Raw genomic sequence first — 22,633 nt, 5'->3', positions numbered from 1 at the left:
TGGAGTTGTCGTTTACGCAAAAATAACTTTCCCTGTGATATTGTTTTCAAATAAAGTAATTTTGTGTGCATGTCTACAGAAACCAAAGAAGAAACCTTTACCCTTGAGGAAATCCTGACTTCGCTGAAGACCGTCCACCGCCTGATCCTGTGGAATGACGACATCAACACCTTCGATCATGTCATCTTCTGCATGATGAAGTACCTTGATTATTCCGAAAACCAGGCCGAGAAGATTGCATGGAAAGTGCACAATGAAGGCAAATGCGCCGTATTGGAAGGCTCTTTTACAGAAATGGAAATATACCGTAAAATCCTGCAGCAGGAAGGACTCACGGTTTCGGTCGACTGAGTTCGCGGAACACTTGGCCCGGTTTTTATTACCTTTACACGTATGTCGGGATCCCTGTTCCAGAAAATACGCCAGCATCTCAAAAATGCTTTCGACCGGGTCAATAATCAGGCGTATAAGCGTACGATACTGCAGGCTATTCCCTTTTGGATCGCATCGGTGCTTACCGGCCTGATTGCGGTGGCATATGCTGAACTGTTCGGACTTGCAGAATCGGTATCGAAAATCATTATTAGCTATGCCCCCTGGGCACTTTTTATTTTAATGCCCTTTTGTTTTCTCCTGGCCTGGTGGATCGTGCTCCGCTATGCGCCCAATGCGAAGGGTAGCGGCATACCGCAGGTTATTGCTGCCATAGAAATAACCGGAGCAAAAACGGAAGACAAGGTTGACCGCCTGCTCAGCGTTAAAATTATCATTGTGAAGATCGCCTCCAGCCTCATTATGGCAGCCGGCGGCGGCGCAATAGGTCGGGAGGGCCCCACCATACAAATTGCGTCTTCGCTATTCCGAAAGGTCAACGAACTTCTTCCTCCCTGGTGGCCCAAGATTGCCCGCAAAAACATGATCACCACCGGCGCTGCGGCCGGACTTGCTGCTGCCTTCAACACGCCGCTCGGAGGTATTGTGTTTGCTATCGAGGAGCTTACCAAAACGCATTTCAGTTATTTTAAGACGGCTATCTTCTCTTCTGTAATCATTGCAGGCCTCACGGCCCAGGCCATCATAGGGCCTTATCTTTATCTCGGTTATCCAAAAGTATCGGAGGCCTCCAAACTCATCTTTCTGGCCATCGTTTTAGTTGCCGTGCTTGCCGGAATGCTGGGTGCTATCATGTCTAAACTTATACTATGGGGCATGAAGTGGAAAGCGAAGCTCAAATTTACCCACCAGCATGTACTTTACATAGGTGCCGTTGCTTTAGTTTTAGGCACACTGGCCACGCTGGTCAGCTATGATGTACTCGGTTCGGGCAAGGAGATTATGCAGCACACGCTGTTCACCGACAGTAAGTACCTGCCCTGGTATACGCCCGTTCTGCGTGTAATTGGCCCGGTACTTTCCTTCACTACCGGTGCTGCAGGCGGTATCTTCGCGCCCTCGCTTGCATCGGGGGCCAGTATCGGCTCAGTACTGTCGGGCTGGATGGAACTCAGTGAAAGCAATACCAATCTGATGATCCTTTCCGGGATGGTCGGATTTTTGACCGGTGTAACACGGTCGCCCTTCACCTCTGCTATCCTGGTGCTGGAAATGACCGACCGACACGGCGTAATATTCCACCTCATCCTGGCTGCAATGACCTCCAGTGTAGCTGCCATCCTTATCGACAAACATTCGTTTTACCATCATTTGAAGAATCAGTATATCGCGGATCTTCAAACTGATGATCCTCCAACGCGCAGTTAGGTAGCCACCTGGTGGCAGGTGACTGCGCTTTGCCACCATAATGGTACCGCCATGAGTCCGCCTTTTTTCAGGGAAAAGGCGGACTCATGGCGGACTCATGGCGGACTCATGGCGGACTCACTAGCTACGCGGTGGCTACAAATTCCGGGAAAAATGCTATATTTGTAATTATCGGCTTAAGAAGCACTCCAAATTGCCCCTCCTTGAATAGGGCAGCTCCCGCAGTTACATGTTTTATACGATGGCTAATGTGGGGGAATTATTAATTTTTTTGTTAACCACTAAATCATTCAATTTGGCTTTAAAAAGAAAACCTGTAAACAGGGGACCACGTATTCCCGTAAAGCGAGAAGCAGAACACAAAATTAACCAACACATCACCGCAACAGAAGTGCGGATAGTGGGTGATAATGTAGAACCAGCGGTGTACCCAATAACTACCGCAAGGACAATGGCAGAAGAGCAGGGACTCGACCTGGTAGAGATTTCCCCTAAAGCGGTACCTCCCGTTTGCCGCATCATCGACTACAATAAATTCCTGTTCGAGAAGAAAAAGAAAGACAAGGAAATCAAGGCAAAAACCAAGCAAACGGTCATTAAAGACATCCGCTTCGGTCCGAACACCGACGATCACGATTTTCAATTTAAACTTAAGCATGCCATGTCTTTTCTGCAGAGCGGAGAAAAAGTTCGAGCTTTTGTACACTTTCGGGGTCGTTCAATTGTTTATAAGGAGCGCGGTGAGATCTTGCTGCTGCAATTTGCCCAGGCGCTTGAAGAATACGGCAAAGTTGAACTTATGCCGAAACTTGAAGGAAAGCGTATGTTTTTGACCCTTGCACCTAAAGGCAGCAAAAAATAGTCTTTAATTAAAAAGAATATGATGTTAGTATATGCACACCAGCTTTTAAAGTTTACGCTCTCGGCTTCCGACGGGGAGATTGGTAGCGTAAAGGACGTTTATTTCGACGATCATAACTGGACATTGCGTTACTTCGTGGTGGATACCGGAAACTGGCTTTTTCAGCGCAAGGTGCTGATCTCGCCGGTTGCGGTTGATGGGGGGCAGCAAGTCAGTCAGGGTAAACTTCCTGTAAAACTAAGCAAGGAACAGGTAAAAGACAGTCCCGACATTGATATGGACATGCCTGTATCGAGGCAGCAGGAATCCAGTTTGTTCGACTATTATTCCTGGCCATCGAACGGCCGGGCCGGGATGGGCTATCCAACCTCAGGAATGCTGAAAGGGGCCTCAGCCTTCTACAATAAGATAGAAAATCAGGCAAACTTTGATCCCCACCTGCGCAGTTTCCGGCATGTATCTCAATATGAAGTTCATAATGAGGAGGGCTTAGTCGGCCGCGTGAAGGATCTCCTTATTGATACCGCCGACTGGTCGGTCCCTTACCTGGTTCTCGACGGTGTATTTGCTTCCGGCAGCGAGCACGTTGCCATACCAACCGACAAGATACTCAGCATTGATTGGGATACCTATACGGTAAATGTCTCTGTTAAGAATGCGGAGTTGAGCAATGATGCTCTGATAAATCTTTAAATTTCCTGACTTCTTTTTTTGCAGCAAGCCTTAAGAGGCAGTAGACGTTCTGAGTTTGCTGGTCCTCGGTTTGCCTTAAGCTTACAAGCCTTTCTCTTATAAGCTCATATCATGCTGGTTTTTGTATGTGAAAGCTTTAACTTTAGTTGTATGTTTAAATGTCCGAACATTGTGTCGGTTGATGGTAAGTTTTATCTGATGAAAAGGCGCACGGGGAACTGTTTAGAAGCCGACGCGTCGGACGAAAAGCTAGATATGCCACTCAGCCTGCGAGTTAGGGCGAGGTTACGTTCTTCAGGAAGCATCGTTTACTAAAATAATACTGATGAGAAAAGTACAGAGCATGTCATTACGTTTAATGGCCACCTTTATCGGGCTGGCCACATTTCAGGCGGCCTTTGCGCAGGTTGCGGCCCAGACGCCGCTACGACAGATGGCAGATTCGGTTAAAGTGATGGCCGAGCGCCTGGTCAGGACCGGGTTTACAGCGGGCGACGGATACGGGGAGGTTTGGATCCGAGATCTGAATACCTTTATTGAGGTTTCTTGCATAGTCAACGACCGCGATGCGAATAAGGTACACCTGCTAAATTTTCTTAAATTTCAGCAGCCCGATGGTGCTATCCTGGATGGCTATATCCCTAAGACCAAGAACGGAGGATATGCATACTACTATTCTGACCTGCTTCCGCAGTATGCCGGGCACAAGAATACGGTGGAAACAGACCAGGAGACTTCGCTGATACAGGCTATTGCCAAGTATATCCGGGCTACTGGCGACCGAAGTATTCTTTCGGAGCACATCGCGGGTGCCAGCGTTCAGGGCAGGCTGGCGAATGCCCTTAAATTTCTCTTGAAGGAACGTTTCGATAAAAAGCATGGCCTGCTCTGGGGAGCAACGACTGTAGACTGGGGCGATGTACAGCCTGAGCATAACTGGGGCGTGGTGTTAGACAGCAGTTCACATAGAAGCATCGATATCTACGATAATGCCATGTTCCTCATAGCGCTCAGGGACTATTTGGAATTCGCAGAATTGAACTCAAATGATCGCAGGTACTGGCAGCGTATACTGGCAAGCTTTAAGACAAACATCCGTAAGCATTTATGGGACAAGCAAAAAAGGAAGTTCAGGCCGCATATTTATCTTGAGGGCTCTCCGTTTCCGGCCGATTTCGATGAGTCGGAGGTGTACTATCACGGTGGAACTGCCACTGCGATTGAAGCAGATTTGCTTACTAAAAAGGAAATCAGGGAAGCTTATGTCAGAATGCAGGAGAATGTCAGGAAGGCAAATGCTTCCTCTATTGGCCTCACCATCTATCCGGTATATCCAGTGGGCACCTTCAAGAACACGGGCATGGTACCTTATTCCTATCAGAATGGTGGCGACTGGACCTGGTTTGGCGGTCGGATGGTGATACAACTGATCCGCTACGGCCTCCTGGACGAGGCCAGGGAAGCCATCACACCGATGCTGGAAAGGGTAATCAAAAACAAGGGCTTTTATGAGTGGTACACGCCCGATAATCAGCCTAAAGGTTCTTCCAGTTTCAGGGGAGAAGCGGGGGTGCTGTGGACCGCCATCAGGGACTTAAACAATAACGTATGTATAAACATAAATTAAAATTTGTTTTTGATTCCATAGTCTTTATGTTTGTACATACATGCAAAATCGTTTAAAATAACCCGATACAATAGAGAGATGTACGACATAGCACAAGCAGAAAGTAACAACCCAGCTTCGGCTGACAAGGAGGTTGATCGAAAACCCACATTACCACAGAACATTTCAAACAGATCAGACATCGCAGCCTACGATATTTTCCCATTCCACAAGCTTGGCTCTGGTAAAATTCATTCTGGCTATGACGGCCTGGCTGCCTGGATGAGCGGTTATGATGCCGTTGTGATCGACGGGTTTAACGGTGTTTTCTGGGCCGTAGTTCAGCATGAACTGGATAATGCATTTGAGCGTATCGGAAAAAGAGTGAACTGGGTGCTGGCTGCGGATTTCATGCGTGCCGCTGGGGAAATAGACAGAATGGTGCAACCCTTCCTGGGCAGCGGTGATTCTGTGTGGGGGACTAAGTCGACCCTGCAGATACAAGATTTCTTTGATATGGATGCTTTTAAAGCAGTGCGCCCGGCCGAAGGATATGACCTGAACATCGTTGTTGGCACAGGAGCCACATTGGCAGGCTGGGAGGCACCGGTGGTATATATCGATTTGCCTAAAAACGTCTTGCAATACCGTATGCGGGCTGGCAAAGCTACAAATTTTGGTGCAGCGCGGGCAGAAGAATCCGGACACATGTATAAGCGGGCCTATTTTGTGGACTGGGTGGTACTTAATAACTATAAGCAGCAGTTGCTTTCTAAGATTGCTGTAATGGCCGACACCCAATGGGATCAGTCGGTGAATTGGCTGCTTTACCCTGATCTGGCCGACGGTCTGACCAAACTTAGTCGCTCGGTATTCCGGGTGCGGCCGTGGTTTGAGCCTGGCGCCTGGGGTGGGCATTGGATGCAGGAGAGGATTGAGGGACTGGACAAGTCGGAAGTAAACTACGCCTGGTCGTTCGAGATGATCGTTCCTGAGAACGGGATCGTGTTTGAGAGTGATGGCAATTTGCTGGAGGTATCGTTCGACTGTTTGATGTTCCACGATCACAAGGCTGTTTTGGGCAAGCATGCCGATGTGTTTAAAACAGAGTTTCCGATCCGTTTCGATTTTCTGGATACCTGGGATGGAGGCAACCTTTCGATTCAATGCCATCCGTCTAAAAACTATATCCGGGAAACCTTTGGGGAGAACTTTACGCAGGACGAGACATATTATATTTTAGACGCCAAGGAAGATGCGGGTGTTTACCTTGGTTTTACGGAAGATATCAAGCCTGAGCAATTCAGGGAGAAACTCGAATACAGTCTGGCTCACAATGAAGAGATAGACGTGCTTAACTACGTGCAGCTTCATCCGGCTAAGAAACATGATTTCTTTTTAATCCCGAACGGTACAGTGCATAGTGCTGCCGCAAATAATCTGGTGCTGGAGATCAGCGCGACGCCTTACATTTTTACCTTTAAGGTATACGATTGGGTGAGGCTGGATCTTTCTGGAATGCCGCGGCCGATCAATATCGATCATGCGTTTAAAAACCTTGATTTTAGCCGCAAGGGCAATAAGGTGCAGGATGAGCTGATCAGTAAGCCACAGGTGATTAATGAAGGAGCTGACTGGCAACTGGTGCATCTGCCTACACACGCGGAGCATTTTTACGATGTACACCGGTTGGAATTCGACAGCACGATAGTGGTGGAAACAAATGGTCTGTGCCATATCCTGATGCTGGTGGAGGGCACAAGCCTCACCATCACTACGGCAGACGGCACGGCATCGCGCTTCCATTATGCCGAAACTTTCGCTGTTCCAGCTGCGGCCTTGAGCTATACCCTGCACAATGAAGGGGGGCAGAGAGCCAAGGTGGTAAAAGCTTTTGTAAAACCGGATTTCAGTCAGCTTTAAGCAGACAAGCCAAAACCTAAACCAAATATAACATGGATATGAACAACACAACCAAGATCCCTAACCTGGGTCTGATCACCGCCGTGGCATCGCTGGGCGGACTGCTTTTCGGCTTTGATATGGCCGTTGTTTCGGGTGTATTGCCACTTGTGCAGAAGCAGTTTGTACTTAACTCCGTCCAGGAGGGCTGGTTTGTGTCGTCCGCACTGCTGGGCTGTATTATCGGCGTTGCCGGTTCCGGTGAACTGGCCGACCGGTTTGGCCGACGAACCCTGTTGCTTATGTCGGCCGTCCTGTTCCTGGTCTCCGCTGCCGGCTGTGCCTTTATGCCTTCACTTTCAACGGTGATTGCTTGTCGCCTGCTCGGAGGTATAGGCATAGGGATAGCTTCTAACGTGGTGCCGTTATATATTTCTGAAATTGCCCCCGCGAATATCAGGGGGCGACTGGTAACCTATTATCAGCTTGCGCTGACTTTTGGGATACTGCTCGCTTATCTGACCAATGCGGGACTGTTGAATTATGCGCTTGCCAATGACGCCTCACAGGGGGGTACCTTCGCCTGGTTATTTATAGACGAGGTCTGGCGTGGAATGTTCGGTGTGGCGCTGATACCGGCGCTGCTTTTCCTGGTCGGCTTATTATACGTGCCTGAAAGTCCGAGGTGGCTTCAGTCGAGGCATTCCTCTGGCGAACCACAGGGAAGCTATAAAGAACTCCTTGCACCCGGAATGCGTAAAGCATTGCTGATAGGTATTTTTCTGCCTTTGTTTTCACAGTTCAGCGGTATCAACGCCATTATTTATTACGGGCCGAGCATATTAAGCGATGCGGGACTCAGCCTGAGCAACTCCCTGATGAGCCAGATCATTCTGGGACTGGCAAACATGCTGTTTACGCTAGTTGCTATTTGGAAAGTGGATAGCTGGGGGCGCAGGCCATTGTATATCTTCGGCACGATCGGCGCTACCGTTGCGCTGTTTCTGACTGGCCTTTGCTTTTATATGGGGGCAACCACCAGTCTTGTGCTCCTCATTTGTGTGCTGGCATTCCTTGCGTGTTTTGCCTTTTCGATAGGACCGCTGAAGTTTGTCGTAGCTTCGGAGATTTTTCCCGGAAAGATCCGAGGCAGGGCAATGGCCATCAGCATTATGGTGATGTGGGTTGCCGATACCATTGTTGGCCAATTAACACCAATGCTACTGCGGAATGTGGGCACAGCCAATACTTTCTGGTTCTTCGCCTTCTTTTGTTTGATAGCCTTTATTGTTGTGTATCGCATGTTGCCCGAAACCAAAGGACAATCATTAGAGCAGATCGAAGAGAAATTTGTGGGGCATTAAAGACTTTTTGCTGTCAGCAAGCAGCAGGCGGGAGATTTTGCAGGATAATTGGTGATTTCCTGTGAACAGCAGATCAATGCTCTGACTGACCGGGTATTTCAGGGACGCCCGGATCATTCAGTACCTGTACGGCAGTCCCGTCGCCAACGGATTTCCAATCATGCAGTACCCAAACCACTTTCTTGTCTTTTGTAACCTCGATCATCTGCGGACCCTTGCCGTTTTGTCCGCGCGAGGTGAATATGGTGTTGCCATTGGCCAGCCGGGTGCAGGTTTGGGGAGCTGAAGCAAACTGATACTTTGTCGGCAGGTCAGTTTTGCAATTGAACTCCCAAATCGTTTCCTTTTTGGCGGTGACCTCGAAACTGCGCCACTCGTTCTCGTCAGTGATCAGGGTATTACCGTTTTTCAGGCGAATGGCTGCCCAGGGTTTTGGAGTTTTATAACGCCAGATTTCCTTAAAATCCTTATCGTATTCCACAACCTTTCCCTGACTTAAATACGAAAGCAGATAAGTTCCCTGTGCCGTTACCCTGCCACGTCTGAACTGGCCATGCACACCACGCACATCAGCATTTTGATAGGGTATTTCACGTTCGACCTCGGTTTTTCCGGTGATGTAATTAACGATATACAGCTTTGGTTTAGCCGCGTTGACGATAAACATGATCTTGTCAAGACCAATGGGCTGACAGCTGTGCACTTCAGCATGATCCGGGCCGCTTTCTGCAAAATCTTTTTTCCAGAGCACTTTTTTGTCGGGTGTAATCACCGCCACGTACTTCATCCGGGTAAAGAGAATGTTTCCGTTGGAGATCATCCACACGTCGTCGTACTCATATCCCTTACCGGTCTGATAAGTCCAAATTACTTTGCCATTATGGACTAAACACATGCGGGTATTGTTTTCGCCTACATACAGCATGGAATGCTGAGCCAGGCCTTTGCCGGGCAGGTTTGCGGGCGCTTCCTCACCCGGGGTGATAATTACCGAAGCTTCTTCCTGCGGCGCCATAGACGGCACATTGGCTGCGGTGAACAGGTGAAGCACCTCCATACAGGGCGTTGCAGACAGTGCGTTACGTTTTTTACTTTGTGCTGATGCCGTATTTGCTACCATGACCAGGCAAGTCAGTAACAGGAAGCAGGTTTTTAAGTCGTTTTTCATAAAGAGCTAAAAATTAATTGGTTATTTGTTGCGTAGCTTTAGATGATCCCTGACGAATGTAGGTGATAAATGTACAGAAAGAAGCGAAGCAGCCTGGAAATATTTACGCAATCGTGCCCGGAGTAAGCGGGCAGGTTAACTGCGGGGAAGTTCTAAGTCACTAAATTTCGTCGTCAATATATTAGTGGTGTTAAAACAAAATTCAAGGCATACGCTCTGAACAGATGAAATGTTACTAGCAAAACGGAGGCTAAAAAATAGGATTTTGCCCGGGATAGGTTGTTTTTTGTCAGATTTCTGTATAAGCGATAGCTTAAGAATATGAGCGGCAACATGAAGGCAAGGCGGTCGCCGATGAGGTTGGTTATTGAATGAACCAACGGGTGATTTCCGTTCGTGTCACCGATATAAATCGCCCAGAATATAAAGGGTCCCAAAAGGAAATACATGAGATACATCGAAAGCGTAAAAGCGCCCGTGATGATGATGAGGTGCTCCCACTGCGTGCGGCTACTCATGATTTGCTGGAGCGTGTATTTTGAATTTCCTAATTGCATTCGATCACGTTTTAGGAACTTGTGGTTGCAGAGACTAATCTTCTTTAATATACAGCTCGTCGTATATGATATTTTCGCCAACTGTACCTACGGTGTGCAATTTGCCGTCTTCTATACTGAGTTTATAGTTCACCTTCATGGTTTCGAACCCTTTGAAGGAGGCGTATTCTGTGAGTTCTTCGTAATTGCCGTTTACTAATGTATAGTGCCCACCTGCAACTGAGGTAGCCAGCTTTTTGTTGTCATAGTTTGCCATCTTCTTCTCTATAACGACTACAAAGGTGGCTGGTGTAAGTATTTTCCGCTGGAATACGGTTGAGCTGTCGCCTGTAAATATCTGCCCGTCCGGATAAGTGACTTTTTGTGAAATGAGTTTCCAGGTTCCGATGTGGGAAGCGTTTTTAGTTGCTGATTGTGCAAAGGTTGTTGCGGAAAGGAGTGCGCATAGGAATGTGCAAAGCGTTAATTTTAATTTCATATGGGTACTTTATTTGGTTACACTAATATATAAATATTTTACGTGGTTTATTCATAATGAATGACCTGTTTTAAGTGATGCTCCATATGTTCGACATAGTCCTCAATCAAGAAGGCGATTGTTAAAGGATATTCCCCGCCTGTATCTATGCAGTTGTTGAGCTTGTCTCCTGGGATGTTCCTTAACAGACTTACGAGTTGTTTATTGTAGGATTCCCAGAAGGTGATAAGTTGCGTAATATTCACGTCTTGGTAACGATTGGCTATATTCCACAAAACTTGGTCGTAAGTTATGCGTGGGGTATCCTCAAACTGACCTCTAACAAACCGCTGATGATTATTGGCCGCGCTGTCAATGAGGTGCCCAATGATCTCTTTTTTGCTCCATTTTGCAGCGTTTGGCTTGTCGCTTAACGCGGCTTCATCTACTTCTCTTAATAATTTTGGAATTATCTCAGTGAGCCGTTCAAGTCGGTTAATGGCTGAATTTGTCATGGTCGACTAAGATATGCAATGTTTTTACTAAATTTAGATATGCAAAACTCATTTCAGCCTGTTAATCCTTTAGTTCAGTTGCTTAGGCGACTTTTGATCTGGAGCACTTTTGAGGTGCTCTTCCTTCGCTTTGTACTGGGCGCATCGTGGTTTATTATTGCGCTGTTTATGCTGGCCTTGTTTATTTTTGAAGCAGGTAGGTTCTTTTATAAGAAATCGAAAGCAACGCCATTATCTTAACTTATGCAAAGTGATTTATTTCAGTTAGAAAAGGAGATTGCCTGGGAAGATTTAGGAAATGGAATCAAAAGGCAGGTTTACGGCTATAACGACAGTATCATGTTGGTAAAGGCTCAGTTTGAAAAGGGTGCCGTCGGGGAGCTTCATCAACATCCGCATACACAGGTTACCTATGTGGCAAGTGGTTTATTTGAGATGACGATCGGAGATACGGTGCAGGTTATTGCAGCGGGCGATGGTTACTATGTGCCACCCAATTCCATTCATGGGTGTGTTTGCCTGGAACCTGGCGTGCTCATAGACTCCTTTACGCCGCACAGGGAAGATTTTCTTTGAGAACAGACGAGAAAGGTGGTAGTTGGATTAATTGTTGCTACCAGCTTTTAACTATGAAAAACTATTTGATTTTTTTGCTGTGCCCTTTGCTTTTCTCGTGCGTACAGCGTGGGGCTGATGAGGTTAAGGCTTTTCCTGATACCAGCTCGGTTGCCGCTGTAGCTAATGATAGTTTGCTAGCCGGCACGCCCCGTTCTATTGATGAGGTTAAAAAATTTTATAGCCAGACGGCTCATAAGTTGCGGCAGGGTGTGCTGGATTCGACCGGGTTTGAGTATGACTGTTCTGGAGAACGGGCGGGTACGGTGACTTATTTTTCTGAACAGGGTGAGCTTCGGATGATTCGGCATAGCTATAGTGAATACAGTCACTTTTCGGCGGTAGACCAGTATTTTGTTAGTGGCAACAAGCTATATTTTGCACATTTGACTGAGACGACCTGGAGTTTTGAATCAGGAAAGGCTGCGGAGGGCGCTACCAAAGATGATATTAAGGAAAAGCGCTTATATGTTGTTGGGGGCAAGCTGGCGCTCTGCCTCCAAAAAACGTATGAGCGAAGATCGCATGCATCTGATAACCCACTGCCGGAGCAAGTAAAGAGCCGGGAGGTCGATTGTAAGCCTTCGGAGAAAAAGCTTGCAGGTTTTGATAAGTTGCTGGCACTTAAGGACAGCACTAATGTCGATTGTTGGGAGTAATACGCTATGGTTCTCGATTATTGCAAAATCAGGACTGCTGAGTGCTCACTGCCCAGAGGTTTCCTGCAAAGTCTTTAAACATGCCGCGTTTATCTGAATCGCCTTCGGCTGTCTTGGGTGCTCCCTGATCTTCGCAGCCAAAGGCAAGTGCACGCTGGTAGGTTTCGTCGGAGTTTTCTACGTAAACGTGCAAAAGGGTGTTATTTTGCGGATACTGCGCACTGGCTTCTGATATCATTATAATGGAGTCCTGTATCTTGACTTCTGCATGCATAATTTTCCCATCGGGTGTATTAAATCTTCTGGTAGGTACGCCGCCGAAGACTTCAATCAGTAAGTTGATCATTTTCTCGGCGCCTGTAACGATAAGATAGGGCGAAACGGAGTTGTATCCTTCTGGTTTGTAATTGCTCATTATATACTTGGTTATTGTTCTCCCTAATGTAGGACAAAGTCCTGTAATATTGAAATTCTGTGGCTTTCTTTGGCATTTTATTGGCGAACTTTACCTAGCAGAAGATTTATTGAAATGGCTAAACATCATGTGGAATACTCGCTTTTGGAACTTGCAATTGTTCCTAAGGGAAGTACAATAAAGGAGACGCTGAACAATTCGCTGGTGATAGCGAAAGAGGCGGAACGGTACGATTATAAAAGGTTTTGGTTTGCAGAACATCATAACTCGGGTTACATTGGAAGCAGTGCACCGTCGTTGCTGATTGGCTATGTGGCTGAGAACACAGATAAGATAAGGGTTGGTTCGGGGGGTGTTATGCTTCCAAACCATTCGCCGCTTGTGGTGGCTGAACAGTTTGGTACGCTTGCTCATTTATATCCCGGGCGCATCGACCTGGGGATTGGGAGGGCACCAGGCACAGACCGGGAGACTGCGGAGGCGATACGATCAGATTTTATGATGGCTGCGCATGCTTTTCCGCGTGAGCTGGAAAAGATTCAGGATTATTTTTCCATAGAGAATAAGTTCTCGAAGGTTAGGGCGGCGATTGCAGAGGGTACGGATGTGGAATTATACCTCCTTGGATCTAGCACGGATAGCGCCCATCTGGCTGCCAAGAAAGGCTTGCCTTATGCTTTTGCAAGCCATTTTGCTTCTACACATCTTTTTACGGCGCTGGATATCTATAGGGAGGAGTTTAAGCCTTCTGAGTTTTTGGCAGCGCCTTATACCATGGCAGGCATCAATGTTTTTGTCGCGGATACGGATGAAGAGGCACAAAGGTTATTTACCACCATAATCAGGATGTTTATGGGCGTGTTAACAGGAATGCCTCAGCCGCTGCAACCGCCAACTGATATGACGGATGAATACTTTGAGTTGCTGAGCCACCCTTCGCTGCAACAGATGCTGAAATTCTCGTTTGTGGGTAGTAAGGAAACGGTTGAACGACAGGTCCGGGAATTTCTTGAGGACACCGGGGTCGACGAGCTTATTGTCGTATGTCCGACATATTCGCTCGAAGACAGAATTAAGTCTGTCCGATTGTTTGCCGAGGTGATGACCGGCATCAATGGAACAGAATTAAATCCTGACGATTTTAAAAATTTTATTGGGTGATATAGGACTTTGTGCAAATGTGGTTGTCTTTAAGTAAAAGCATAACCAAATATGTTCAAAGCACTTTTGTCAAAGCGTAAAAAAAGCGACTGGGGCTGGTCTGGCGACTACCCTTCCTGGGACGCTGTCAGCGCGTTGTCTGGTGGTTATGATCAGGACGTGATTCTTGACCGGGTTGGTTCTGCGCTGATGAAGGTAAAGATGGGAGAGGCGGTTTACGAACGCGATTCTGCGCTGTTTGATGAGCCTGAGATTCCTTATTCGATACTAGGTTATATTCTTGCAAGTGCGGCAACGAGCGGCCGGGCACTGCATATACTTGATTTTGGCGGTTCGCTGGGAAGCAGCTACTTTCAGTTGAGGCGGTATTTGCCGGAGGCGACCTGTGCCAGCTGGAATGTGGTTGAGCAGCCGCATTTTGTTGCGGTGGGCAAGCGCGATTTTGAGGATGAAAGACTAAAATTCTTTAACAGTATTGAGGAATGTCTTTCCTGCACAGGGGTAGATTTGGTGCTGCTTTCGGGTGTTGTACAGTACCTACAGCATCCGCATGAGTTTCTGGACCGGTTGGCCGGATATGGTTTTCCTTTCCTGCTGTTCGACCGTACGGCGGTTCATCATGTGAAGCGTGACAGGCTTACTTTGCAGGTCGTTCCGCCGTCGATATATGAGGCAACGTATCCTGCCTGGTTCCTTAACCAGGAGCGGTTTTTAGCACATTTCTTTTCGCAGTATACCTTGATCGCTGAGTTCCCGTCTTATGTTCAAGGCGAAGAAAACCTGCTTATTGATGGCAAACCGCAGGGTTATGGCAAGGGCTTTTATCTGGTTAATTCGTCGAATCCACTTAGTTGAATATAGGTATGCTAAATTTCTGTACGCTTTTTAATTCTACTTATTTATCAAGGGGCCTGGCTATGTACCAGTCGCTCGAAGAACACTGTTCAAGTTTCCATTTGTATGTGATTGCATTTGACGACCACTGTTATGAGGTGCTGAGCAGACTCGGACTTGTTCATGCTACCGTTGTAAGCCTGAATGCCTTCGAAAATGAGCGCCTGCTGAGTGTAAAGAATGACCGCACAGCTGGGGAATATTGCTGGACCTGTGCGTCGTCTACGATTAAGTATTGTTTGCAGACTTATGCGCTGGACCACTGCACCTATGTGGATGCTGACCTGATGTTTTTCAGTGATCCGCAGGTACTGCTTAATGAAATGGGGGATAAATCGGTGTTGATTACACCGCACCGCTATACGCCTAAGTATGACCAGACTGCCATGAGTGGGGTTTACTGCGTGCAGTTTATGACTTTTAAATCTACACCCGAAGGTATGGAGGTACTGGATGAATGGGTGAATAAATGTATTGAATGGTGCTACAGCCGTTGTGAGGATGGTAAATTCGGGGATCAAAAATATCTTGACGACTGGCAGCAAAAATTTAGTACCGTTCACGTGCTGAAACATCTGGGGGGTGGCGTTGCCCCCTGGAATGTTCAGCAATATAAACTCTCAATAAGGGATGGTCGCCTGCGGGGAAAAGAGATTGCATCAGGCAATACGTTCGACCTCATCTTTTATCATTACCATGGGTTTCAATATACAGCTAAAGACATTTACAGCCTTTCGGGCAGTTGCTATACGCTCCTCAGGAATGCTGTTAAATATGTGTACAGGCCATATATCCGACAGTTAAATAAGGCGGAACGGGTGGCACGTTTGATCAACAGAAATGTGAACGCTCATGAAATCACCGATGATCTGCAGTGGATTAAATCTGTTCCTGGTCGCGCGCTGGTATTTTTTCTACGTGGCTATTATAAAAACCTGTACAAGAAAAATGCACTGACTTACGGCTTTTTGAATTGATATGCTATGGCTTCACTGATCAATCTGAAAACATTTACGGACACGCGGGGCAATTTGACCGTGATCGAGAAAATCGTTCCCTTTGATATCAAACGCATTTTTTATATCTATGGCGTAGACAATTCTGAACGTGGCGGGCACCGGCATCATGAAACTGTTCAGGCCGCGATCTGTTTGCGGGGTAGCTGCGTGATTTACAATGATAATGGTATTGAGGAGTCTTCATATCTGCTGGATAGTCCGGATAAATGTTTGATTATACAGCCATGCGACTGGCATACGATGCATAGTTTTAGCGACGACGCCATCCTGATGGTGCTTGCCTCGGCTTACTTCGAACAGAGTGATTACATTTATACGCCATATCGCATCAAGTGCGCCATATAATGGAAACCGCTACGCTTACCGGCCAGGACATTGCTTACGAGGATCTTCATGCCTTGAATAAGCCGTTCATGGAAGCTTATCAGCAAAGTTTTACTGATAGTTTGAACAAGGGCTGGTTTGTTCTGGGTGATAAGGTCCGTGCGTTTGAACAGGCCTTTGCCCGGTATAACGGGAGTGCGCACTGCGTTTCTGTGGCCTCAGGGCTCGATGCGCTGGTGCTGGGTTTGCAATATTTTGATTTTCCTGAGGGTTCGGAGGTCATCGTCCCTTCCAATACGTATATCGCTACAATTCTGGCCATCTATCACTGCCGGCTGGTGCCTGTACTGGTTGAGCCCGACCTGGCGACTTATAATATCGATCCGGAGCAGACGGCGGCCGCTGTAACGAGTCGGACAAGGGCAATTATGGTAGTGCATTTATATGGCAAGCCTTGCAATATGGAGGCAATCATGGCTATTGCCACACGTCACGATCTGCGGGTGATCGAGGATTGTGCTCAGTCGCACGGGGCTGAGTTTATGGGTCGGAAGACGGGTACCTTCGGTGATTTTGGTGCGTTCAGCTTTTACCCTACCAAGAATCTGGGTGCGCTGGGCGATGGGGGGGCATTGCTCACCTCTGATACTTCCAGGGCTGAGAAGATAAGGTCGCTACGTAACTACGGCTGCCATGAAAAGTATTATAACGAATATATTGGGACTAACTCCCGGCTGGATGAAATACAGGCTGGCTTTCTATCGGTAAAGCTGGCTGCGCTCGATCAGATCAACGCGCATAAAAGGGCGCTTGCTTCTAGATACGATGAGGGTTTGAAAGCTGATTTTATAAAACCATTAAAGCAGGAAGGTTACACGGACGTGTACCATATTTATACCGTGAGGCATCCCGAGAGGGATAAGCTAAGGGCTTACTTGTTAGCGAATAACATTAAAACGGAAATACATTATCCGGTGCCGCCGCACCATCAAAATGCGCTGAGGGATAAATTAAAGGGAGCTTTTCCAGTATCGGAACTGATACATCGCAGTACATTGAGTTTGCCGATCTCTTTTTGCCATGCGCGGGAGGAGATTGACAGGGTGGTGGAGGTGATGAATGCTTTCTAAACTTTTAGTATTTTAGCCTTTGGTTAAGATACTTAGAGATGATGAATAAAAAAAGCAGGGCAATAGTACTGCTGGCGTTGTTTGCTTTGGCGGGATGTGAGAAAAAGGTGATTGCAGAGGGAGCGAAGACGGCGCCGCCTGTGCGTACTTATGCTGTTGTGGCGCGTATAGACAAGAAAGGGACAAACAGTGCTTCGGAAGGAACGGCGTTGCTAAAGGGCACGTATGACGAAGGGACGAAGGTGTTGGTGTATTCCCTGGAATATCATGATGTGGTACCCCAGTTGATTACGTTAAGGAGCGGAGCGAAAGGCTCATCGGGATTGTTCATTAAAGAGGTGTACAGCAAAGATAAAGTTCCCGACGGAAGGGATATTGCGGGATCGTTCAGTTTAACACCGCTACAGGAACGGAGTTTACTGAAAGGGCAGTGGTTTGTGGCCGTGAACACGTTATTGATGAGTCCGGAGATATCGGGTTATCTCACGCTAAAGCAACAGTAAAATGGAACGCGGGCAGCTGAGAATAACTGAACAGGAACTGATAGCGGCTATTAAGCGCCAAGACAAGGTGGTCTTTGAGCAGCTGTACAAATTGTATTATCAGCGCTTGTTTGCGCTGGCTTTCCGGTATGTTGGCCATATGCAGACTGCCGAGGAGATTGTGCACGATGTATTTATCAATGTTTGGAATAAGGCGGAACAATTAAACATACAGTATACGATGAAAGGATACCTTTTCAGGTCGGTAGTGAATTCGGCGCTTAACGTGATCAAGAAAGATAAGTTGACTGTACAGAAGCACGAGGCTTACCTATCTGCACAGCCTGCGGAACTGGTTAGTTCGCCTGAGGGGGGTGATGAAGACGATTTGATGCTGCTTAGATTGGAGGAAGGTTTAAAACTGCTTCCCGAAAAATGCCGGCAGGTCATGTATCTGAGCCGGTTTGGAAAGCTTAAACAGCAGGAGATCGCTGATCAGATGGATATTTCGATAAAAACTGTGAAAAATCATCTCACTTATGGGTTTAAGCTGCTGCGTCAGCATATGGAAAACAATAAAGAGGGCATCATGATGTTGTTGATGCTTTTCATACATAAAACGCTCTAAATAATAAATTATGAAAAACCAGGAAGCAGAGGATGAACTGATATACGCGCTGATAATTGAAGAATTAGAAGGCGATATCACACCTGTTAATCAAAAAATTTTAGTGGACTGGAGGGGAAGGGATAACCGGAATGAGGAGATTTATCAGGATTTGCTTTTCGTGCAGCACAACATGGAAAGGCTTTATGATCGCAGCCGTCGAGATGCGAATATATCGTGGGTATCGCTGGAAAGCAAGCTTGAACAGACTGAGGAGCCTGTGGTTGTTCAACTGCCGCCTGCCAGGAAGCGATCGGCCTGGTATGCGGTCGCAGCATCTGTTTTGCTTATCGCTTCCCTGGGCTTTTCTCTTCTTCAGCGCAGCCGAATCGTAGATGTCAATACGGAAGCCTATTCGGAGGTTTCCCATCTTGTGCTGCCCGATGGTACGGAACTTTCGGTGAATCTGGAGACAAAAATCAGATACAACAAGGCACGCTTCAATGAAGATCGTGTTGTTGAGTTGCTTGAGGGAGAGGTTTTTGTTGACGTTAAAAAGCACAACGGACCCCAGTTGAAGATTAAGATGGACCGTCTGGAGGTGGAAGACATAGGCACGCGATTCAATATACAGAAGAAGGGGACTATGGCTTCTGTTACTGTTGACGAGGGTGTTGTTGTTATGCAAAATAGGGAGACCGGTAAACGCGCGTTGCTTGAGGCCGGCAAAACCGGTGTTTATCATTTTGATACTGATCAATTGAATAGCGGAACCAACACGAACCTTAATTATAAAGCCTGGGTAGACAAACGTTTTGTGTTTATTGAAACTCCACTACAGAAAGTGGTTGAAGATATTGAACGGGTTTACCGTTACAAGATCGAAATTAATGGGGAGTCTCTGAGGTTAAGGAAACTGACGGGAAAAATACATTCTGAAACTTTAGATGGCGTGCTAAATGTTATTTCTGCATCTTTACAATGTAAGGTGACCAAAGTGCAGAATACGTATGTTTTATCGGAAGAATAAATGGCTCTCTGTTTCATTTGTTGTTTGCTTTCTCCTGACATCGGGTTCAGCCGCCTTTGCTCAGCGCCGGGATCTGCTGAACCAAAAGATAACTATTAATCTTCCGGCAGATTCGCTGATCAGCGTATTGCAGGAAATTGACAGGAAGACCGAGGCAGGGTTTGTCTATGATCCGGATCGCCTTCGCTCAAAGCGCACGGCATCGCTCAAGTTTTATCAGACTCCGCTGCGCCACATTTTGACTATGCTGCTGGCCGGCAGTAAGCTTAAGTTTTCGCTGATAGGTAATGAAATCGTGATTGGTCCGGAATCGCCCGACATTCATACCATACATGGTTATGTACGCGACGTTTCGAGTGGTGAGGAGCTTATTGGTGCTACGGTGCAGATTCCTGAGCTGAGTGTAGGCGTTGTAACCAATCAGTATGGTTTTTATTCTATCTCTGTGCCTGAGGGAAATTACGAGCTGTATATTACTTATCCGGGATACCAGCGCCAGGCAAGGATGGTTGATCTTGCGGGAAGTATCCAGCAGGAAATCGAGCTTTCTTTGCAGCCGCACCATCTGCAGGAGGTCGTGATACGGCCCACGCGGCTTACGCCCAATCCTATTCTTATGAATGAATATAACCTGACGAGCAGTCAGCTTTATAACGCACCTTATTATGCGGGCGAAACGGATGTGATGAAGCGACTGCAAATGCATAGCAGCATTAAGACCATTACGGAGGGCAGTTCCGCATTGTTTGTGAGAGGAGGCAATTCGGACCAGAACCTGATTCTTCTTGATGAAGCTATCGTATATAATCCCTCTCATCTTTTTGGACTGGTGTCTGTTTTTAATGCTGATGTGGTGAATAATGTGCAGGTTTACCGCGACTATATGCCGGCTAATTTTGGCGGCAGGTTATCTTCGGTAATCGTTAACAGGATGGCTGAGGGCAATAATAAGGAATTTCACCTAAGCGGAGGGCTGAACCAAATGTCGGCTCGTTTGGCTGCGGAGGGGCCAATTGTGAAAGATAAGGCCTCGTTTATGGTGGCATACCGGCGCAGTTTACTTGATATCATTCCAAACCGGTTTAAGTTGTTTAATCCGAACTCGGTTTACCACGATGTAAACGCCAAAACGAACGTGAAACTTAATCGTGACAATAGTCTTTATTATTCATTTTATGTGGGGCAGGACAAACTTTTGAGCGAAAATTCATATACCAACAACTGGGGCAATTTTACATCTACGTTGCGCTGGAACCATATTATCAGTTCGAAACTATTTCTGAACATATCAGCCATTTACAGTAACTACAGCAACGGGTTAGATCTGAATGCCGATACCTTGTCCGAGAAAAGTCAGTGGGACACCAAAATTCTCGACGCAACTTTAAAGGCTGATTACACCTATTACCGTAGTCCGAATAACCAGATCAAGTTTGGGGCTTCCACCACGTACCACAGGTTTTCTCCTGGGGAGATGCATCGGCAGCGCAATTTTGAGTTCAATATATCACGCGAGCGCTCGATTGAATCTGCGCTATATTTCTCTCAGCAGATCGGCATCGGGAAGTCTTTCGAGTTGAACTATGGTTTGAGGCTAGGAGCTTTCAGGAATGCTCAGGAAAGACGAAATATTTTTGACGCTAAAGGCAATCCTGTGTTTGACGAGGATCTTAAGACTTTTATAAACCCGGAGCCAAGGGTAAATTTTAGCTACCTGCCGAGCACGTCGCAGCGTATCTTCGTAACGTACAACCGAAACTTTCAATATTTACAGCTGGTTCAGAACAGTGTACTTGCTTTTTCTTCGCTTGAACCATGGATTCCTGCTTCAGACCTGGTCAAACCCCAACGTTCTGATCATTATGCTGTTGGTTACAGGTATGCGCCAGGGCAATATAGCTTCAGTTTGGGGGGCTATCATAAGTTGCAACTGAATCAACTCGAGCTCTTAGGGCATGCCCAAATTATCAGGAACCCGGATATCAGAGGGCAGCTCAGGTCTGGCACTGCTAAGGCCTACGGTATCGAGGGCGAGGTTAGCAAAGCAGAGGGCAGGTTTTCAGGCACGCTTTCTTACACGTATTCCAAAGTAAAGCGTCGGATATCCGGAATAAATTCAGGTGATACGTTTGTGTCGAACTATGATATCCCGCATGAGTTTAAAATGCTGGGCAAGTATGACGTTAACGCGGCACTGAGTGTGCAGGCATTTTTTGTTTACACAGCAGGAAGGCCGCTTACCCTTCCTGTCGGCTATTATCAGCATGATGGCGTAAACGTTCCGCTATTTGAGGGAAGAAATGAGTCGCGCTTTCCAAATTTTAACCGGCTGGATGTTTCCGGACAGTACCGTCTTCAATCTGGTGGGTTAAAAGGGCGGCGACTTCTGCATACGATCTCTGCCGGTATTTACAATGTTTATAACCGAAAAAATCCATTATATTACCATCTGGGCTCTCCGGATGCAGGAGGAAGGAGGAATCGTTATGAATATGGCTTTGGAATATATCCATGGCTGGCTTATAGTTTTAAATTATGATGCCACTAGTGATGAGAGTTAAATTACTTTTTTGGGTCATGACGTTGGCCGCGTTTCTTTCTGCTTGTAAAAAGGCTCAGGAAGGGTTCTTCAATGAGCCCAGGCAACCTTATGAACTGGCAGTTGAGGGCGGTATAAATACACTTACTACTGGCCAGTTTATCCGGTTGATGAAGCCTTCAACGCATCCGGATTCCTCGCCAGAGCCTATCAGTAACGCCAAAGTAAGTGTTTTCGATGGCACCGCCGACCTCGTGTTCAGAGAGTCGACCCCCGGATTGTATACGGCCACTTACCGGCGCACGCCGAACTACAATGGGGCTTATAAACTGACCATTAGCTATAACGGGAAAATGTATACTGCGGTAGACACACTTCGTCAACTTGTTAATATCGTGGATGATTTCCTTCCGCTCTCTGCCAGGGCGGTTAACGGCAAGATCGCCGGCACTATCCCGAAGCATACGTTTGGGTATCTCAATCCAAATAAGTGGATGATTACTTACGGCAATATCCCTTTTTGGAACCCGTCCAGATTTGATCAGAACCGTTATTATAGCTATACACACTTGCTTGGATCTCCCAATTCGCTTTATCCGCTGGACAATCTGAAAAGAGAGTTCCTCCTGGAACCGGATGAGTATGTGACGATCTACAAAATTTCTCTCTCTGAGCGGTATGCCAGGTTTCTCTACTCTACCTTTATGGAAACGGATTGGAGCGGACTTTTCTCTGGGGTTCCGGTCAATATCTCTGGAAATATCTCAGGAAATGCCCAGGGCTATTTCTCCGTATGCGACGTCGATTTCAGCCGGTACCGGGCAAAGGAACTCTGAAGGGGGAATTATGGCCTTGATATTGTATGGTGTTGAG

25 protein-coding genes are annotated in these 22,633 nt (G+C 46.8%); 20 read left to right on the top strand and 5 right to left on the bottom strand.

Annotated features, from left to right (window positions below; translation table 11 throughout):
• Positions 1 to 69 precede the first annotated feature (69 nt).
• The 7 genes from J3P40_RS01640 to J3P40_RS01610 all read left to right on the top strand — a co-directional run bounded on the left by J3P40_RS01640 (position 70) and on the right by J3P40_RS01610 (position 8,188).
• The gene (locus J3P40_RS01640) at positions 70 to 351 is read left to right on the top strand and encodes an ATP-dependent Clp protease adaptor ClpS (protein WP_256002121.1); all 282 of its coding nucleotides are present in this window, start codon (positions 70 to 72) and stop codon (positions 349 to 351) included.
• Between the two features lie 42 nt (positions 352 to 393).
• A complete protein-coding gene (locus J3P40_RS01635) occupies positions 394 to 1,761 on the top strand; it encodes a chloride channel protein (protein WP_256002120.1) in 1,368 nt (455 codons plus the stop codon).
• A 295-nt stretch (positions 1,762 to 2,056) separates the two neighbouring features.
• Positions 2,057 to 2,623 carry a translation initiation factor IF-3 gene (gene infC, locus J3P40_RS01630; protein WP_256002119.1) on the top strand — a complete coding sequence of 189 codons (567 nt, stop codon included), beginning with the start codon at positions 2,057 to 2,059 and terminating at the stop codon, positions 2,621 to 2,623.
• Between the two features lie 18 nt (positions 2,624 to 2,641).
• Positions 2,642 to 3,316: a PRC-barrel domain-containing protein gene (locus tag J3P40_RS01625; RefSeq protein ID WP_256002118.1), complete on the top strand. Its 675-nt coding sequence runs from the start codon at positions 2,642 to 2,644 to the stop codon at positions 3,314 to 3,316.
• A gap of 325 nt (positions 3,317 to 3,641) precedes the next feature.
• A complete protein-coding gene (locus tag J3P40_RS01620; protein ID WP_256002117.1) occupies positions 3,642 to 4,943 on the top strand; it encodes a glucosidase family protein in 1,302 nt (433 codons plus the stop codon).
• Positions 4,944 to 5,021: 78 nt separating this feature from the next.
• Positions 5,022 to 6,845 carry a class I mannose-6-phosphate isomerase gene (locus tag J3P40_RS01615; protein ID WP_256002116.1) on the top strand — a complete coding sequence of 608 codons (1,824 nt, stop codon included), beginning with the start codon at positions 5,022 to 5,024 and terminating at the stop codon, positions 6,843 to 6,845.
• 38 nt (positions 6,846 to 6,883) lie between these two features.
• Complete coding sequence (locus J3P40_RS01610; protein WP_256002115.1) at positions 6,884 to 8,188, top strand: MFS transporter; 1,305 nt, start codon at positions 6,884 to 6,886, stop codon at positions 8,186 to 8,188.
• 73 nt (positions 8,189 to 8,261) lie between these two features.
• On the opposite strand, the gene J3P40_RS01605 is transcribed toward J3P40_RS01610, so the two are convergent.
• The 4 genes from J3P40_RS01605 to J3P40_RS01590 all read right to left on the bottom strand — a co-directional run bounded on the left by J3P40_RS01605 (position 8,262) and on the right by J3P40_RS01590 (position 10,885).
• Positions 8,262 to 9,356, bottom strand: coding sequence for a hypothetical protein (locus tag J3P40_RS01605; RefSeq protein ID WP_256002114.1), 1,095 nt, complete (start codon positions 9,354 to 9,356; stop codon positions 8,262 to 8,264).
• Between the two features lie 173 nt (positions 9,357 to 9,529).
• Positions 9,530 to 9,913, bottom strand: a complete 384-nt coding sequence (locus J3P40_RS01600) for a hypothetical protein (RefSeq protein WP_256002113.1) — start codon at positions 9,911 to 9,913, stop codon at positions 9,530 to 9,532.
• Positions 9,914 to 9,947: 34 nt separating this feature from the next.
• Entirely contained in the window at positions 9,948 to 10,391 is a 444-nt protein-coding gene (locus J3P40_RS01595; protein WP_256002112.1) for a hypothetical protein, read from the bottom strand.
• Positions 10,392 to 10,438: 47 nt separating this feature from the next.
• Positions 10,439 to 10,885 (bottom strand): DinB family protein, encoded by a 447-nt coding sequence (locus J3P40_RS01590; RefSeq protein WP_256002111.1) that lies wholly within the window; start codon positions 10,883 to 10,885, stop codon positions 10,439 to 10,441.
• A 39-nt stretch (positions 10,886 to 10,924) separates the two neighbouring features.
• On the opposite strand from J3P40_RS01590, the gene J3P40_RS01585 reads away from it, so the two are divergent.
• From J3P40_RS01585 to J3P40_RS01575, 3 genes are read left to right on the top strand one after another with little or no spacing between them, the layout of a single operon-like run.
• Complete coding sequence (locus tag J3P40_RS01585; protein ID WP_256002110.1) at positions 10,925 to 11,125, top strand: hypothetical protein; 201 nt, start codon at positions 10,925 to 10,927, stop codon at positions 11,123 to 11,125.
• 3 nt (positions 11,126 to 11,128) lie between these two features.
• Complete coding sequence (locus tag J3P40_RS01580) at positions 11,129 to 11,461, top strand: cupin domain-containing protein (RefSeq protein WP_256002109.1); 333 nt, start codon at positions 11,129 to 11,131, stop codon at positions 11,459 to 11,461.
• Positions 11,462 to 11,514: 53 nt separating this feature from the next.
• Positions 11,515 to 12,159, top strand: a complete 645-nt coding sequence (locus tag J3P40_RS01575; RefSeq protein WP_256002108.1) for a hypothetical protein — start codon at positions 11,515 to 11,517, stop codon at positions 12,157 to 12,159.
• 28 nt (positions 12,160 to 12,187) lie between these two features.
• Here the strand turns inward: J3P40_RS01575 and J3P40_RS01570 are convergent, their stop codons facing one another.
• Positions 12,188 to 12,574: a VOC family protein gene (locus tag J3P40_RS01570; protein WP_256002107.1), complete on the bottom strand. Its 387-nt coding sequence runs from the start codon at positions 12,572 to 12,574 to the stop codon at positions 12,188 to 12,190.
• Positions 12,575 to 12,688: 114 nt separating this feature from the next.
• Between J3P40_RS01570 and J3P40_RS01565 the strand changes: the two genes are divergently transcribed.
• Genes J3P40_RS01565 through J3P40_RS01520 form a run of 10 tightly spaced genes read left to right on the top strand, consistent with a single transcriptional unit; the run spans position 12,689 to position 22,596 of the window.
• On the top strand, positions 12,689 to 13,735 hold the full coding sequence (locus J3P40_RS01565) for an LLM class flavin-dependent oxidoreductase (RefSeq protein ID WP_256002106.1): 1,047 nt from the start codon (positions 12,689 to 12,691) through the stop codon (positions 13,733 to 13,735).
• A 51-nt stretch (positions 13,736 to 13,786) separates the two neighbouring features.
• Positions 13,787 to 14,590, top strand: coding sequence for a methyltransferase, TIGR04325 family (locus tag J3P40_RS01560; protein WP_256002105.1), 804 nt, complete (start codon positions 13,787 to 13,789; stop codon positions 14,588 to 14,590).
• 8 nt (positions 14,591 to 14,598) lie between these two features.
• Positions 14,599 to 15,606 carry a glycosyl transferase gene (locus tag J3P40_RS01555; RefSeq protein WP_256002104.1) on the top strand — a complete coding sequence of 336 codons (1,008 nt, stop codon included), beginning with the start codon at positions 14,599 to 14,601 and terminating at the stop codon, positions 15,604 to 15,606.
• A gap of 6 nt (positions 15,607 to 15,612) precedes the next feature.
• A complete protein-coding gene (locus J3P40_RS01550; RefSeq protein ID WP_256002103.1) occupies positions 15,613 to 15,993 on the top strand; it encodes a sugar 3,4-ketoisomerase in 381 nt (126 codons plus the stop codon).
• Positions 15,993 to 17,102 carry a DegT/DnrJ/EryC1/StrS family aminotransferase gene (locus tag J3P40_RS01545; protein ID WP_256002102.1) on the top strand — a complete coding sequence of 370 codons (1,110 nt, stop codon included), beginning with the start codon at positions 15,993 to 15,995 and terminating at the stop codon, positions 17,100 to 17,102. Before J3P40_RS01550 ends, J3P40_RS01545 begins: the two co-directional genes overlap by 1 nt.
• Before the next feature lie 38 nt (positions 17,103 to 17,140).
• Positions 17,141 to 17,605, top strand: a complete 465-nt coding sequence (locus tag J3P40_RS01540) for a hypothetical protein (RefSeq protein WP_256002101.1) — start codon at positions 17,141 to 17,143, stop codon at positions 17,603 to 17,605.
• Position 17,606: 1 nt separating this feature from the next.
• A complete protein-coding gene (locus J3P40_RS01535; protein ID WP_256002100.1) occupies positions 17,607 to 18,212 on the top strand; it encodes an RNA polymerase sigma factor in 606 nt (201 codons plus the stop codon).
• Between the two features lie 10 nt (positions 18,213 to 18,222).
• Entirely contained in the window at positions 18,223 to 19,221 is a 999-nt protein-coding gene (locus J3P40_RS01530) for a FecR family protein (RefSeq protein ID WP_256002099.1), read from the top strand.
• The gene (locus tag J3P40_RS01525; RefSeq protein ID WP_256002098.1) at positions 19,202 to 21,760 is read left to right on the top strand and encodes a TonB-dependent receptor domain-containing protein; all 2,559 of its coding nucleotides are present in this window, start codon (positions 19,202 to 19,204) and stop codon (positions 21,758 to 21,760) included. Before J3P40_RS01530 ends, J3P40_RS01525 begins: the two co-directional genes overlap by 20 nt.
• Before the next feature lie 11 nt (positions 21,761 to 21,771).
• Positions 21,772 to 22,596 (top strand): DUF4249 family protein, encoded by an 825-nt coding sequence (locus J3P40_RS01520; RefSeq protein WP_256002097.1) that lies wholly within the window; start codon positions 21,772 to 21,774, stop codon positions 22,594 to 22,596.
• Positions 22,597 to 22,633 lie beyond the last annotated feature (37 nt).

Source organism: Pedobacter deserti, from assembly GCF_024436415.1.
Classification (GTDB): domain Bacteria; phylum Bacteroidota; class Bacteroidia; order Sphingobacteriales; family Sphingobacteriaceae; genus Pedobacter; species Pedobacter faecalis.
The sequence above is the reverse complement of the archived record's forward strand: the minus strand, read 5'-3'. Positions and strand labels throughout refer to the sequence as shown.

Excerpts from the sequence above, each read along its gene's own strand:
- J3P40_RS01560 (WP_256002105.1), top strand. The coding sequence starts at position 13,787 with ATGTTCAAAGCACTTTTGTCAAAGCGTAAAAAAAGCGACTGGGGCTGG.
- J3P40_RS01635 (WP_256002120.1), top strand. The coding sequence starts at position 394 with ATGTCGGGATCCCTGTTCCAGAAAATACGCCAGCATCTCAAAAATGCT.
- J3P40_RS01615 (WP_256002116.1), top strand. The coding sequence starts at position 5,022 with ATGTACGACATAGCACAAGCAGAAAGTAACAACCCAGCTTCGGCTGAC.
- J3P40_RS01590 (WP_256002111.1), bottom strand. The coding sequence starts at position 10,885 with ATGACAAATTCAGCCATTAACCGACTTGAACGGCTCACTGAGATAATT.
- J3P40_RS01555 (WP_256002104.1), top strand. The coding sequence starts at position 14,599 with ATGCTAAATTTCTGTACGCTTTTTAATTCTACTTATTTATCAAGGGGC.
- J3P40_RS01535 (WP_256002100.1), top strand. The coding sequence starts at position 17,607 with ATGGAACGCGGGCAGCTGAGAATAACTGAACAGGAACTGATAGCGGCT.
- J3P40_RS01605 (WP_256002114.1), bottom strand. The coding sequence starts at position 9,356 with ATGAAAAACGACTTAAAAACCTGCTTCCTGTTACTGACTTGCCTGGTC.
- J3P40_RS01545 (WP_256002102.1), top strand. The coding sequence starts at position 15,993 with ATGGAAACCGCTACGCTTACCGGCCAGGACATTGCTTACGAGGATCTT.
- J3P40_RS01595 (WP_256002112.1), bottom strand. The coding sequence starts at position 10,391 with ATGAAATTAAAATTAACGCTTTGCACATTCCTATGCGCACTCCTTTCC.
- J3P40_RS01585 (WP_256002110.1), top strand. The coding sequence starts at position 10,925 with ATGCAAAACTCATTTCAGCCTGTTAATCCTTTAGTTCAGTTGCTTAGG.
- J3P40_RS01625 (WP_256002118.1), top strand. The coding sequence starts at position 2,642 with ATGATGTTAGTATATGCACACCAGCTTTTAAAGTTTACGCTCTCGGCT.
- J3P40_RS01570 (WP_256002107.1), bottom strand. The coding sequence starts at position 12,574 with ATGAGCAATTACAAACCAGAAGGATACAACTCCGTTTCGCCCTATCTT.
- J3P40_RS01530 (WP_256002099.1), top strand. The coding sequence starts at position 18,223 with ATGAAAAACCAGGAAGCAGAGGATGAACTGATATACGCGCTGATAATT.
- J3P40_RS01580 (WP_256002109.1), top strand. The coding sequence starts at position 11,129 with ATGCAAAGTGATTTATTTCAGTTAGAAAAGGAGATTGCCTGGGAAGAT.
- J3P40_RS01550 (WP_256002103.1), top strand. The coding sequence starts at position 15,613 with ATGGCTTCACTGATCAATCTGAAAACATTTACGGACACGCGGGGCAAT.
- J3P40_RS01520 (WP_256002097.1), top strand. The coding sequence starts at position 21,772 with ATGAGAGTTAAATTACTTTTTTGGGTCATGACGTTGGCCGCGTTTCTT.
- J3P40_RS01620 (WP_256002117.1), top strand. The coding sequence starts at position 3,642 with ATGAGAAAAGTACAGAGCATGTCATTACGTTTAATGGCCACCTTTATC.
- J3P40_RS01600 (WP_256002113.1), bottom strand. The coding sequence starts at position 9,913 with ATGCAATTAGGAAATTCAAAATACACGCTCCAGCAAATCATGAGTAGC.
- J3P40_RS01525 (WP_256002098.1), top strand. The coding sequence starts at position 19,202 with ATGTTTTATCGGAAGAATAAATGGCTCTCTGTTTCATTTGTTGTTTGC.
- J3P40_RS01565 (WP_256002106.1), top strand. The coding sequence starts at position 12,689 with ATGGCTAAACATCATGTGGAATACTCGCTTTTGGAACTTGCAATTGTT.
- J3P40_RS01610 (WP_256002115.1), top strand. The coding sequence starts at position 6,884 with ATGAACAACACAACCAAGATCCCTAACCTGGGTCTGATCACCGCCGTG.
- J3P40_RS01540 (WP_256002101.1), top strand. The coding sequence starts at position 17,141 with ATGATGAATAAAAAAAGCAGGGCAATAGTACTGCTGGCGTTGTTTGCT.
- J3P40_RS01575 (WP_256002108.1), top strand. The coding sequence starts at position 11,515 with ATGAAAAACTATTTGATTTTTTTGCTGTGCCCTTTGCTTTTCTCGTGC.
- J3P40_RS01640 (WP_256002121.1), top strand. The coding sequence starts at position 70 with ATGTCTACAGAAACCAAAGAAGAAACCTTTACCCTTGAGGAAATCCTG.